The following is a 12,865-nucleotide window of genomic DNA, read 5'->3' on the forward strand; positions in this document are numbered from 1 at the left end:
GTGGACGTTGACCGGACGGTATGATCCGGATCACTCCACTGTACGGCCAGCCCCACCCGCCTCACCAGCACCCTTGCGTACCAGCGTCGTCGCTGCCTGTCGACGACCAGGGCGCGAAGGGGTCAGTCCCATCTCGCGATGCTCGAGACAGCGAGGGATGTCACTTTGTGATGAGCATGTTGCATTTCCTGTCACGTGTGGCCATGGACGCGGCCGCGGGGAACTGCAAGGGTGCGAGCAACCATCCGGTGTGGGTCGCCCCACACCGCGTCGCGCCACGGTCAGGAGCAGCCTCATGACAGCCAGTCCCCCCTCCCCCTCTCGTCGCACTGTCGCCAAGGGCGCAGCGTGGACCGTCCCGGCACTGAGCGTCGCCGCCGCCGCGCCGACCTTGGCCGCGTCCCCGACCCTCCAGTGCCCCGCGGCCCCCGGCTGGACCGTGGTCGACCCTGCCGCCACTCCCGAGTTCGTCGTCACCCCCGAGGGCAGCGGCTCTCGCGTGGACCTGCGGTTCGGCACCCTCACCCCCATGACCAACGCCCCGGCAGGCGCCACCCACTTCCAGTGGCAGCCGACGGGGTCGTTGCTGGCCGCGGACCAGAACGGCGACTTGCACGGCGGCTCCATCTACACCTACACGGGCACCCCTGCACCGCTATCTGCCGGGTCGGACCTACGGGTCCTCGTCGATTTCTCGTCCTTCAGCTCCGGGTGGGACGAGAACCGCCGCCTCGAGGCCTACACCGTGCCGTACCGCGTCCGGTGGTACGAGGGGGATCCCAACGACGCTTCCTCCACGACCCTCCTCGACTGTGACTACTCCGCGCGGGTCACGGCGACGTCCTGGAACGCCGACCACTCGGGGGGCGGCCTGAGCCCCCTCGCCTGACCCGGCCCCTCAGCGCACGCCGCGCTGGGTGGAGTCGCTCACCTCACCCACGAGCTCCTCGATGACGTCCTCGAGGAAGACCACACCGCTGACGGCGCCACCATCACCGATGACGCGGGCCACGTGGGTGCCGGTGCGCTGCATGGTGCGCAGCACGTCCTCGACCTCGTCAGCGGGAAGGACGGTGGCCATGCGGCGCAGGCGCTTCGCGGGCACGGGCTGGCTGCGCTGCTCCTCGTCGGCGTAGAGCACGTCCTTCAGGTGCAGGTAGCCGCTGAGGTCTCCCCCGGCCCCGGTGACCGGGTAGCGCGAGAAGCCGTGCCTGGCCACGAGCCGCTCGATGTCATCCGGCGTGGCGCCGGGGTCCACGGTGATCAACTGCCCGAGGGTCACGGCGACGTCGGCGGCATCCTTGTCGGAGAACTCCAGCGCGGCACCGACGAGTCCGAACTTCTCCGCCTCGACGAGCCCCTCCTTGTGGGACTCGGTGACGATGTGCTGGACCTCCTCGGCGGTGAAGGCGGCGCCCACCTCGTCCTTGGGGTCGATCCCCATCGCCCTGACGAAGGCCTTGGACACCCAGTCCATCGCGAGGATGACCGGCTTGGTGACCTTCATGACCCACATCAGCGGTGGCACGAGGATCATCGCGGAGCGCTCCGGCCCGGCGATCGCGATGTTCTTGGGGACCATCTCGCCGACGACGACGTGCAGGTAGACCACGACGAGGATCGCCAGCACGAGCGAGGCGGTACCGGTGAAGGCATCGGGTACGCCGATGCCCTCCATCACCGGGTGCAGCGCGTGGTGCAGCGCCGCCTCCGAGACCGCACCGAGGAGCACCGAGCAGATGGTGATGCCCAGCTGGCAGGTCGCGAGCAGGACGCCGGTGTGCTGCATGGCGTCGACGGCCACGGCAGCGCGCTTGTTGCCCTCGTCGGCCAGCGGCTCGAGCTGGCTGCGGCGGGCCGCCATCGCGGCGAACTCCGCGCCGACGAAGAAGGCATTGCCCAGCAACAACGCGATGGTGGCGACGATCGCTGTCACTGCGACTCACCCCCTTCGTCCTGCGCCGGGGCGTGCCGGACGAACCGCAGCCGGTCCACCCGGTGGTTGTCCATGTCGACCACGGTCACCTCCCAGCCGTCGATCCGCACGACGTCGTCGACCTGCGGGACCCGGCCGAGCTCGGCCATGACCCAGCCGCCGACGGTCTCGTACGCCGCGCCGTCGGGGACCGGGGCACCGATGCGGTCGTGCGCCTCGTCGGGGCGCCACAGTCCCGGGACGGTCCACACGCCTTCGGCGAGCAACCGGCCGGTGGTCTGGGCGAGGTCGTGCTCGTCGTGGACCTCACCGACGATCTCCTCGACGAGGTCCTCGAGCGTGACCAGGCCGGCGGTCCCGGCGTACTCGTCGACGACGACTCCCATCTGCAGGCCGGCTCCGCGCAGCTGCAACAGCAGCGGGTCCAGGCGCAGCGTCTCCGGGACGACGACGGCGTCGATCATCAGCGCGGAGACGGGGACGCCGTCGCGGCGCTCGTGGGGGACGGCGATGGCCTTCTTGACGTGGACCACTCCGTCGATGTCGTCCCAGTCGTCGCCGGCGGTCACGGGGAAGCGCGAGTGGCCCGTCCGCCGGGCGAGCGCCACCAGCTCCTCGGCCGTGGCCGTGCGATCGATGGCGCTGGCCCGGTTGCGCGGGGTCATCACGTCGGCGGCCGTCTGCTCGCCGAATCCGAGCGAACGCGCGACGAGCCGGCCGGTGCCGGAGTCGAGGGTGCCCGCCTCGACGGAGGTGCGCACCAGGGACGCGAGCTCGACGGGGCTGCGTGCGGCGGACAGCTCCTCCTGCGGCTCGATGCCCATGCGGTGCAGCACCCAGTTGGCCGAGCCGTTGAGCACGATGATCGCGGGCTTGAAGATCACGCCGACGACCCGCATCGGCACGGCGACGACCTTGGCGGTCCCGAGCGGGGCGGAGACGGCGAGCGTCTTGGGGACCATCTCGCCGAGGATCATCGAGAAGAGCGTGGCGACCAGCAGCGCGATACCGCCCGCCGTCCCCACCGCTGCACCCGGCGGCAACCCCGCCGCCTCCAGCCCGGGTGAGATGAGCGCACCGATGGCCGGGTTGGCGATGTAACCCAGGGCCAGCGTGGTGACGGTGATCCCGACCTGGCAGGCGGACAGCAGCGTCGACAGCCGGCGAAGGGAGCCGAGTACCGGCCGTGCGCGGGCGTCACCGTCGTCGACGGCCCGCTGGACGGCCGGGCGGTCGAGGGCGACGAGGGAGAACTCGGCGGCGACGAAGAGTGCGGTGCCCAGTGTCAGGACGAGGGCGAGCAGGAGTAGACCGATGGTCATGATGCGGGGATTCTACGGTGATCCCGTTGCGCGGCGGGACGACGACGGCTCCCGGGTGCACGGTGTGCGCACGCCCCGACCCGCCCCCTTCGGTATGTCGGTTGGGCGCGGACGCCATCGGGTGGTTGCATGGGTCCCGGAAATCACAGCGACAGGGGATGCACGACCATGACAGTGAGCGGCGCGCGCGTCGAAGTACGCAACCTGACCAAGAAATTCGGCGACTTCACCGCGGTCGACGACCTCAGCTTCACCGTCGAGCCGGGCCGGATCACCGGATTCCTCGGCCCGAACGGCGCCGGCAAGACCACCAGCCTGCGGATGCTGCTCGGGCTGGTCCACCCCACCTCCGGCTCCGCCACGATCGATGGCCAGGACTACCTCGACCTCGACCAGCCGATCACCCACGTCGGTTCCGCGCTCGAGGCGACCAACTTCCACCCCGGCCGCACCGGTCGCAACCACCTGCGCGTCCTCGCGGCACCTGCGGGTGTCCCCGACTCCCGGGTCGACGAGCTGCTCGAGCTGACCGGCATCGCGGCCGCCGCCCGCAAGCGCGCCGGCGGCTACAGCATGGGGATGCGCCAGCGTCTGGGCCTGGCGGCCGCGCTGCTCGGCGACCCGCGCCTGCTCGTCCTCGATGAGCCGGCCAACGGTCTCGACCCCGAGGGCATCCGGTGGCTGCGCGGCTTCCTGCGCCACCTCGCGGGCGAGGGACGCACGGTCCTCATCTCCAGCCACCTGCTGCAGGAGGTGGAGCAGACCGTCGACGAGGTCGTCATCATCAGCAATGGCCGACTCGTGCGGGAGGGATCGGTCGGTGACCTGCGCGGAGCGGCCAGCTGCCTGGTGCGCACGACCGACACCGACACCCTCCTGGGGGCGCTGCGCGTCGCCGACGTGACCGCGACGCCGGGACAGGACGGCGAGATCGTCGTCGACACCGACGACCTGCGCCTCATCGGCGACGTCGCGCTGCGCGCCGGGGTCCCGGTCCACGAGCTGCGGCCCCTGGCCGCGGACCTCGAGCAGCTCTTCTTCTCCCTCACCGAGGGCACCAACCGCAACCTTGGCTCGGCCGTGGAGTCCGGCGGTACCCGCGCCGAACCGATGACACCCGTCGCGACCGCCGGCCAGGAAGGCAAGGACGACTGATGCTGGGTGCGATCCGATCCGAGTTCCGCAAGTACTTCACCACCCGCATGTGGTGGGGCATGGCCATCGCCGTCTTCCTCGTCAGCGCGCTCTTCGCGGGGCTCTTCGGCTTCCTGATGACGATGGACCAGTCGGGCGTTCCCCCCGAGCAGCAGATGGCGGGCAGCCCCGAGCAGGTTGCCAACTCCGTCTACACCGCCGGGCTGAGCGTGGCCTACCTGCTCACGCTGGCCGTCGGTGTCATGCAGATCGGTAGCGAGTACCGGCACAAGACGATCACCTCCACCTTCCTCGGGGTGCCCCGGCGGGCCACAGTCATGGGAGCGAAGGTCATCTCCCTGCTCGCCATCGGCGCCATGTACGGCGTGATCTCGCTCCTGGGGTCCGTGGGCGTGGGTGCCCTCGTGCTCAGTGCCCGCGGCGCCGAGGTCTTCCCGGCCGCCGGGGTCGCCCGCACGCTGGCCCTGAGCCTGCTCGTGCTGGGCCTGTGGGCACTGATCGGCCTGGGCGCCGGCATCCTCATCCCCAACCAGGTCGCCGCCCTGCTCATCGCCATCGGCGTGGCGTGGATCGTCGAGCCGCTGGCCGGCGTGGCACTCACCTTCTGGGACTGGGGCCAGGACGTCGCCCAGTTCCTGCCGTCGGCGGCGACCCAGGCGATGGTCAGCGGCGTCACCGGCGGCCCCAACGGGGGCGGCACCCAGCTGGAGTGGTGGGGCGGTGCTCTCGTGCTCATCGGGTACGCCGCGCTGCTCGCCGGCATCGGCTCGTGGCGCACGGTGCGGGCGGACATCAGCTGACCGATCCTCGGTGGTTGAGGTGCGAGGAGCTCTGCGACGAACCTCGAAGCCACCACCTCCGCAACGTCGTTTCGAGGCTCCGGCGGCGGGACGGCCTGCGCATCTCAACGATCGAGGGCGACACACTGTGGCCGCCCGCCCGCGCATGGCGTTGCTCACGTTAGGCTTGATCCCCAGTAGGGGTCCGCGGTGACTTCGGGCCCCGGTTCGCGACTGTGATGAAAGAGGCGTATGCGCCGTGCCTGACCCCCAGGATGGCTCCGTGTCCCTGAACGACTTCGGCCCCAACGAATGGCTGGTCGACGAGCTGTACGAGCAGTTCAAGCAGGACCGCAACAACGTCGACGAGGCGTGGTGGGAGTTCTTCGAGAACTACGAGCCCGACCAGGACGGCAGCGGCAATGGCACGTCGGCGAAGGGGTCCACCCCCGCCGCCTCGACGTCCGCCGACCAGTCGGCGACGGCTGAGCCGAAGAAGGCTGAGCCGAAGAAGGCTGAGCCGAAGAAGGACGAGTCCAAGAAGGCCGAGCCCAAGGCTGACTCGCAGGAGACCGAAGCCAAGGCTGCGCCGAAGAAGGCCGAGCCCAAGGCTGAGCCGAAGAAGGCAGAGCCCAAGCAGGCCGAGCAGACAAAGGCCAAGCACGACTCGGCGGGCGGGCCGCAGGAGGAGCGAACCCCCCTTCGCGGTGTCGCCGCCCGCGTGGTGACCAACATGGAGGAGTCCATCGAGGTCCCTGTCGCGACGAGTGTGCGCGCCGTCCCGGCGAAGCTGCTCATCGACAACCGCATCGTCATCAACAACCACCTCAAGCGCAGCCGTGGTGGCAAGGTCTCCTTCACCCACCTCATCGGCTACGCGATGGTCAAGGCCATCTCCCGCATCCCCTCGATGAACGTGCACTACGACACGGACGAGAAGGGCAAGCCGGTGGTCGTGCAGCCGGGCCACATCGGCCTGGGCATCGCCATCGACCTGGAGAAGAGCGATGGCACCCGCCAGCTGATGGTCCCCGCGATCAAGCCCGCGGACAAGATGGACTTCACCGACTTCTGGCGCGCCTACGAGGAGGTCGTCAAGAAGGCCCGGGGCGGCAAGCTGACCCTCGACGACTTCTCCGGCACGACCATCTCGCTGACCAACCCCGGCGGCATCGGCACCGTGCACTCCATCCCGCGGCTGATGAAGGGCCAGAGCGCCATCATCGGCGTCGGCGCCCTCGACTACCCGGCCGAGTGGCAGGGCGCGAGCGCCGAGACCATCAACCGCAACGCGGTCTCCAAGCTGCTGACGATCACCTCCACCTACGACCACCGCGTCATCCAGGGTGCGCAGTCGGGTGAGTTCCTGCGCCTGATGCACGAGTACCTGCTCGGCGCGGACGGCTTCTACGACGAGATCTTCGAGAGCCTGCGCATCCCGTACGAGCCCGTGCGCTGGGCACCGGACATCTCGGCCACGCATGACGACGACATCAACAAGGTCGCTCGCGTGCAGGAGCTGATCCACTCCTACCGGGTCCGCGGTCACCTCATGGCCGACATCGACCCGCTTGAGTACAAGCAGCGTCGCCACGAGGACCTCGACATCACCAGCCACGGCCTGACGCTGTGGGATCTCGAGCGACACTTCGCCACCGGCGGCTTCGGCGGCGAGCCCTTCCTGAAGCTGCGCAAGATCCTTGGCGTGCTGCGTGACTCGTACTGCCGCACCACCGGCGTGGAGTACATGCACATCCAGGACCCCGGACAGCGCGCCTGGATGCAGGAGCGCGTCGAGGTCGGCTACAAGAAGTCCACGAGCGACGAGCAGCTGCGCATCCTGCGCCGCCTCAACGCCGCTGAGGCATTCGAGACCTTCCTGCAGACGAAGTTCGTCGGGCAGAAGCGCTTCTCCCTCGAGGGCGGCGAGGCCGTCATCGCGGTCCTCGACCGCATCATGTCCCGCTCCGCGGAGGAAGGCATGGACGAGGTCTGCATCGGCATGCCGCACCGCGGTCGGCTGAACGTGCTGGCGAACCTCGCCGGCAAGTCGTACGCGCAGATCTTCCGCGAGTTCGAGGGCAAGCTCGACCCGAAGTCCGTGCAGGGCTCCGGCGACGTGAAGTACCACTTGGGGACCGCGGGCGAGTTCACCGGCGAGGACGGCTCCACGACCAAGGTCTACCTCGCCGCCAACCCGAGCCACCTCGAGGCCGTCAACCCGGTGCTCGAAGGCATCGCGCGCGCCAAGCAGGACCGGCTCAACCACGCCGGCGAGGACTTCCCGGTGCTGCCGATCCTCATGCACGGTGACGCGGCCTTCGCCGGACAGGGGGTCGTCGCGGAGACGCTCCAGCAGAGCCAGCTGCGCGGCTACCGCACCGGCGGCACCATCCACGTGATCGTCAACAACCAGGTCGGCTTCACCACCGCCCCCTCGGCCAGCCGCTCGTCGTGGTACTCCACCGACGTCGCGCGGATGATCCAGGCGCCGATCTTCCACGTCAACGGCGACGACCCGGAGGCCTGCGTGCGGGTCGCCGAGCTCGCCTTCGAGTTCCGGCAGAAGTTCCACAAGGACGTCGTCATCGACGTCGTGTGCTACCGCCGTCGCGGTCACAACGAGGGCGACGACCCGTCGATGACCCAGCCGCTGATGTACAAGCTCATCGAGAACAAGCGTTCGGTGCGCAAGCTGTACACGGAGGCGCTGATCGGTCGCAACGACATCACCCCCGATGAGGCCGACGCCGCGATGCGCGACTACCAGGCCCAGCTCGAGCGGGTCTTCAAGGAGTCCAAGGAGGCCCTGCAGGACTCCCCCGACTCCCCGAGCGACCCCGAGGCCTCGGACAACGCGGGCCTGGAGCGTCCGGCCGCGCAGAGGAGTGACGACACGAAGCGCTCCGCCGCCCAGACCGGCGTGGAGATGAGCGACCTGAAGCACATCGGTGGCATGTTCATCTCGCCGCCGGAGGACTTCACGATCCACAACAAGCTGCAGAAGGCCATGGAGAAGCGGGCCGCCTCGGTCACCGAGGGCGGCATCGACTGGGGCACCGGCGAGATGCTCGCGCTGGGCTCCCTGCTCATGGACGGCACCCCGGTTCGTCTGACCGGCCAGGACACGCGCCGCGGCACCTTCGTGCAGCGCCACGCGGTCCTGATCGACAAGCTCACCGCCGAGGAGTGGACGCCGCTGAACTACCTCGGCCACGGCCAGGCCCGCTTCTGGATCTACGACTCGCTGCTGTCGGAGTACGCCGCGATGGGCTTCGAGTACGGCTACTCCGTCGAGCGTCCCGACGCCCTGGTGCTGTGGGAGGCCCAGTTCGGTGACTTCGCCAACGGTGCCTCGACGATCATCGACGAGTTCATCTCCTCCTCGGAGCAGAAGTGGGGCCAGAACTCCTCGGTCGTCCTCCTGCTGCCCCACGGCTACGAGGGCCAGGGACCGGACCACTCCTCCGCACGCATCGAGCGCTTCCTGCAGATGTGCGCCGAGGACAACATGACGGTCGCCTTCCCGTCGACGCCGGCGAGCTACTTCCATCTGCTGCGCCGTCAGGCCTACCAGCGCCCGCGCCGCCCGCTGATCGTCTTCACCCCGAAGTCGATGCTGCGGCTGCGTGCCGCGGCGAGCAGCCCGGAGGACTTCACCAGCGGCGGCTTCCGCCCGGTCCTGCCCGATGCGGCCGAGCCGAACGGTGACCAGGTCACCCGCGTGATCATCGCCTCCGGCAAGGTCGTCTACGACCTCGAGGACGAGCGGGCCGAGCGCAAGGACGAGCAGACCGCGATCCTGCGGCTCGAGCGCTTCTACCCGCTGCCGGGCGCGGAGCTGGCTCGTGAGCTGGCGAAGTACCCGAAGGCCGAGATCGTCGTCGTGCAGGAGGAGCCCGAGAACATGGGCGGTTGGCCGTTCCTGGCGCTGAACCTCCCCGGAGACATGGCCGAGCACGGCGAGGAGCGTCCGCTGCGGGTCATCGCCCGCACGGCGAGCGCCTCTCCGGCAGCCGGCACGGCCAAGAAGCACAAGAGCGAGCAGGCGGAGATCCTGCGCGAAGCCTTCGACCGCTGACATGTACTTCACCGACCGCGGCATCGAGGAGCTCGCGGATCGGCGTGGTGAGGAGCTGGTCACTCTCGAGTGGGTGAGTGACCAGCTGCGCCACTTCGTCGATCTCAACCCCGAATTCGAGACTCCCGTCGATCGACTTGCCTCCTGGCTGGCACGCCTCGACGACGACGAGCTCGACGACGAGTAACGTCTGCGCTGTACCTGAACGCACCACCACCCCCAGGAGCACCCCCGACGTGAGCGGCACCCCGATGACGGACGCAGCCGGCAACGAGTTCAACCCCAGCGCGAGCTTCTCTCCCGAGGAGGGGCGACGGGACGTCTCGTTGGTCTTCATCGGCGACTCCTTCGTCGCCGGGATCGGTGACGAGAAGGCGCTGGGCTGGACCGGGCGCGTCCTCGCCCGCACCACCCTCGGTGACGCCGTGCTGGCCCACTACAACCTCGGCCTGCGCGGCGAGACCTCCGGCGGGGTGTCCCAGCGGTGGCAGTCCGAAGGCACCCTGCGCTTCCAGGACTCCACCGAGCGTCGCCTCGTGGTGCAGGTCGGCCACGCCGACGTCGCCGCGGGCACCTCGATCGCCCGGCACCGCCTCAACCTGGCCAACGTGCTGGACGAGGCCGCCAGCCAGGGCGTCGGGACCTTCGTCGTCGGTCCCCCGCCCACGGCCGATGCGGACACCAACGACGCCCTTCGTCAGCTCGTCGACGCCCAGCGCGATGTCTGCGACCGCCGCGGCGTGCCCTTCGTCGACACCTTCACCCCCCTCGTCGGCCACGACCAGTGGGAGGCGGACATCGCCGCCTCCATCGACGGTGTGCACCCGGGCCAGGCGGGCTACGGCCTCATCGCCTGGTTGGTCCTCCACCACGGTTGGGGCGACTGGCTCGCCTGAGTCAGGGAACCCCCTTCGCGCTGGGTCCTTGGTGCTGGCTCCCCTTCGCGCTGGATCCCCTTGACGCTGGGCCCCTGCCGCTGGGTTGAGGTATTCCGGCGGGTCCAGGCACGCGTCGTTACCTCGATCCACCAGCGGCGGTGCTCCTCCCACGCTCGGTTGAGGTATTCCGGCGCGTCCGGATGCGCGTAGTTACCTCTACCCACCGGCGGCGGCACCTCTACCGACCGGCGGCGGCGTGAGTCAGCGGCGCCGACGGGCATAGGTGTCCTGGGCCCAGTCCGAGCGAAGGGCGGCGGCCACCTGGTCCATGACCGTCTCCTCGTTGAGTCGCAGGCCGATGAGGGTGATGCGCAGGACCCGGTCTCCATCAATGACGAGTTGGTTCTCGCGCAGGTTGTCGTCCATCTGCGCGAGCCCCCACAGATGGCCGGCCCCGTCGATCTCGACCGCGAACCCGTAGTCGTCGAAGTAGACGTCGAGATACACCCGACCGCGCGGACCGTGGTGCAGGACCTGTCGGCTCGGGACCGGTAGTCCGCGTCGACGGCACGCTGCCGCGAAATCCAGCTCGCCGAGTGACTGTGCCCCGTCGGCGATGTCCGTCACGATCTGGCGGATCAGCGCCCGCCGGGTCCGGCCCCTGACGACCTCGACCGTCTGCATCAGTTGCTTCGCCGTCGTCAGGCGCTGCTGGACCGGCATCGCGAGGATCGTCGCCGCCTGTCGGTCACTGACGGCCCAGTGCGCCGCTCGGATCGCCGCGACCGCCGGTGTCGTGCGCGGCACCCCTGCGCCGATGGCCTCGTCCTCGACCCGTCGCGCCACCTTGTGGATCTTCACCCCGTCGATGGGAACGATCGAGTGCCGGTGGAGCACCGACACGTGCACGACATCTTCCGTCCAGCCCTTCAGCCCGGCTGCCAGGAGGGCTGAGGCCCCATCGACGAGCGCGATCCGATGGCCGGTCTCCCACACCGCGCGCCACCACTGCGCGCACCCGCCCAATGGTCCATCGCGCATGCCGAATGTCTGGTTCCCCAACCTGACCCAGCGTCCCGCCGCCACCTGCGCCGCAGCCTGGTGTCGACTGACACCGAGCTCGTGGAGACGTCGACGGTCCAGCACGAACCCGGTCTCCCGGGACGCGGCGACGACGCGGCGGTGCCGCTCGATGGCGGTTTCACGGACTGGCATGGCGTCCAGCGTGGCGGCGGCCGAGCCACGGCGGGCGCACCCGTGGGTGCCTGTGGACGAAGGACATGCGTCGTTCTCCCTTGGGGAGAACCGCCGCTCGGGTGGAGGTATCCGCGTCAGCTCCAGCACGCGTCGATACCTCCACCCGTGGCGCGCAGCCTGCCTCATGGGCCAGCGGATGTGTGCGCTGCCGACCACTGTTAGCGTGCCGCGCATGACCGACACCCGGGAGAGTCACGTCGCAGCACGATCGGCCTGGCGCAGCCGGTGGGCGGCCCTGGGTCCCGGGCTCCTCGCCGCCTCGGCGGCGATCGGTGCCTCGCACCTGATCTCCTCCACCCAGGCGGGTGCGCTCTTCGGCTGGCAGCTCGTCGGCCTGATCCTGCTGGCCAACCTTCTGAAGTACCCCTTCTTCCGCTTCGGTCCCCAGTACACCGCCGAGACCGGGCACAGTCTCGTCGAGGGGTACGCCCGCCGTGGCCGGGTCTACCTGTGGGTGTTCTTCATCCTCGCGGCGCTGTCCTCGGTGGTCTCGACGGCGGGGGTCGCGCTGCTGTGCACGGTCATCCTGTCCTACCTCGTGCCCGCGTCGTGGGGCATCGGCGTCCCGCTCCTGGCCGGCGGCCTGATGCTCATCACCTGGCTGCTGCTCGTCGGTGGCCACTACAAGGCGCTGGATGGAGTCACGAAGGTCATCCTGAGCGTCCTGGCCCTCTCCACGGTCGTTGCCGTGGTCATGGCTGCCAGCCACGGCGCGGTGCGCCAACCGGACTTCGTCGAGCCCTCCCCGTGGAACCTGGCGACCCTGCCCTTCCTCGTCGCGCTCGTCGGATGGATGCCGGCGCCGATCGAGATCAGCGCGCTCAACTCGCTGTGGGTCAAGGCAAAGGCCGAGGACCGCGCGGTCCATCCACGCGACGTCCTCTTCGACTTCAACACCGGCTACATCGTCTCGACGGTCCTCGCGGTCTTCTTCGTCGGGCTCGGCGTCTTCGTCCAGTACGGCAGCGGCGAGGAGGTCGAGCTGGCCGGTGGGGCCTACATCCCGCAACTGATGTCGATGTACGGGGACGCGATCGGCACGTGGGCGACGCCGATCATGGCGGTCATCGCCTTCGCCGTCATGTTCGGCACGGTGATCTCCGTCGTCGACGGATACGGCCGGGCCTGCGCGGAGTCGCTGCGGCTGCTGCGCGGCCAGGACGAGATGACCCGCCGCCACAAGGACGTGTGGATCACCGGAATCACTGGGATCGGTCTGGCGATCGTGGTGTGGATGAGCGCGGAGCTGGGCACGATGCTGCGCTTCGCGATGATCAGTGCCTTCCTCACCGCCCCCGTCTTCGCGTGGCTGAACTTCTCGATCATCCGCAGCGAGCGCCGGCTCTCCACCGGCATCCGGGCGCTGGTCTACCTCGGCCTGGCTTTCCTCATCGGCTTCGGTGCGCTCTTCCTCGTCTCGGAGCTCGGCCTGCTCTGACCAGGCGAAGGGGGTGGGT

10 protein-coding genes are annotated in these 12,865 nt (G+C 69.3%); 7 read left to right on the plus strand and 3 right to left on the minus strand.

Features of this window, described 5'->3' with window-relative positions; genetic code table 11:
- The first annotated feature begins 295 nt into the window (after positions 1-295).
- Positions 296-889, plus strand: a complete 594-nt coding sequence (locus tag BJY20_RS03775) for a hypothetical protein (protein ID WP_185990309.1) — start codon at positions 296-298, stop codon at positions 887-889.
- Positions 890-898: 9 nt separating this feature from the next.
- Here the strand turns inward: BJY20_RS03775 and BJY20_RS03780 are convergent, their stop codons facing one another.
- Complete coding sequence (locus BJY20_RS03780; RefSeq protein WP_185990310.1) at positions 899-1,936, minus strand: CNNM domain-containing protein; 1,038 nt, start codon at positions 1,934-1,936, stop codon at positions 899-901.
- Positions 1,933-3,258: a hemolysin family protein gene (locus tag BJY20_RS03785; RefSeq protein WP_185990311.1), complete on the minus strand. Its 1,326-nt coding sequence runs from the start codon at positions 3,256-3,258 to the stop codon at positions 1,933-1,935. Before BJY20_RS03785 ends, BJY20_RS03780 begins: the two co-directional genes overlap by 4 nt.
- Before the next feature lie 168 nt (positions 3,259-3,426).
- Here BJY20_RS03785 and BJY20_RS03790 point away from each other — a divergent pair, with 168 nt between their 5' ends.
- The 5 genes from BJY20_RS03790 to BJY20_RS03810 all read left to right on the plus strand — a co-directional run bounded on the left by BJY20_RS03790 (position 3,427) and on the right by BJY20_RS03810 (position 10,169).
- A complete protein-coding gene (locus BJY20_RS03790) occupies positions 3,427-4,413 on the plus strand; it encodes an ABC transporter ATP-binding protein (protein WP_185990312.1) in 987 nt (328 codons plus the stop codon).
- A complete protein-coding gene (locus tag BJY20_RS03795) occupies positions 4,413-5,213 on the plus strand; it encodes an ABC transporter permease (protein WP_185990313.1) in 801 nt (266 codons plus the stop codon). Before BJY20_RS03790 ends, BJY20_RS03795 begins: the two co-directional genes overlap by 1 nt.
- A gap of 262 nt (positions 5,214-5,475) precedes the next feature.
- A complete protein-coding gene (locus BJY20_RS03800) occupies positions 5,476-9,273 on the plus strand; it encodes a multifunctional oxoglutarate decarboxylase/oxoglutarate dehydrogenase thiamine pyrophosphate-binding subunit/dihydrolipoyllysine-residue succinyltransferase subunit (protein WP_343062768.1) in 3,798 nt (1,265 codons plus the stop codon).
- 1 nt (position 9,274) lies between these two features.
- Positions 9,275-9,460: a DUF6104 family protein gene (locus BJY20_RS03805; protein WP_185990315.1), complete on the plus strand. Its 186-nt coding sequence runs from the start codon at positions 9,275-9,277 to the stop codon at positions 9,458-9,460.
- Positions 9,461-9,509: 49 nt separating this feature from the next.
- Positions 9,510-10,169, plus strand: a complete 660-nt coding sequence (locus BJY20_RS03810; protein WP_343062769.1) for a GDSL-type esterase/lipase family protein — start codon at positions 9,510-9,512, stop codon at positions 10,167-10,169.
- Between the two features lie 243 nt (positions 10,170-10,412).
- Here the strand turns inward: BJY20_RS03810 and BJY20_RS03815 are convergent, their stop codons facing one another.
- On the minus strand, positions 10,413-11,366 hold the full coding sequence (locus BJY20_RS03815) for a PDDEXK family nuclease (RefSeq protein WP_185990316.1): 954 nt from the start codon (positions 11,364-11,366) through the stop codon (positions 10,413-10,415).
- 214 nt (positions 11,367-11,580) lie between these two features.
- Here BJY20_RS03815 and BJY20_RS03820 point away from each other — a divergent pair, with 214 nt between their 5' ends.
- Complete coding sequence (locus BJY20_RS03820; RefSeq protein WP_185990317.1) at positions 11,581-12,846, plus strand: NRAMP family divalent metal transporter; 1,266 nt, start codon at positions 11,581-11,583, stop codon at positions 12,844-12,846.
- Positions 12,847-12,865: the final 19 nt, after the last annotated feature.

It is taken from the genome of Janibacter cremeus (genome assembly GCF_013409205.1).
In the GTDB taxonomy this organism is placed as follows: Bacteria; Actinomycetota; Actinomycetes; order Actinomycetales; family Dermatophilaceae; genus Janibacter; species Janibacter cremeus.

What these genes read in the sequence shown, in the direction of transcription:
- BJY20_RS03775 (WP_185990309.1), top strand. Translation starts at nt 296, where the DNA reads ATGACAGCCAGTCCCCCCTCCCCCTCTCGTCGCACTGTCGCCAAGGGC.
- BJY20_RS03785 (WP_185990311.1), bottom strand. Translation starts at nt 3,258, where the DNA reads ATGACCATCGGTCTACTCCTGCTCGCCCTCGTCCTGACACTGGGCACC.
- BJY20_RS03790 (WP_185990312.1), top strand. Translation starts at nt 3,427, where the DNA reads ATGACAGTGAGCGGCGCGCGCGTCGAAGTACGCAACCTGACCAAGAAA.
- BJY20_RS03795 (WP_185990313.1), top strand. Translation starts at nt 4,413, where the DNA reads ATGCTGGGTGCGATCCGATCCGAGTTCCGCAAGTACTTCACCACCCGC.
- BJY20_RS03805 (WP_185990315.1), top strand. Translation starts at nt 9,275, where the DNA reads ATGTACTTCACCGACCGCGGCATCGAGGAGCTCGCGGATCGGCGTGGT.
- BJY20_RS03815 (WP_185990316.1), bottom strand. Translation starts at nt 11,366, where the DNA reads ATGCCAGTCCGTGAAACCGCCATCGAGCGGCACCGCCGCGTCGTCGCC.
- BJY20_RS03820 (WP_185990317.1), top strand. Translation starts at nt 11,581, where the DNA reads ATGACCGACACCCGGGAGAGTCACGTCGCAGCACGATCGGCCTGGCGC.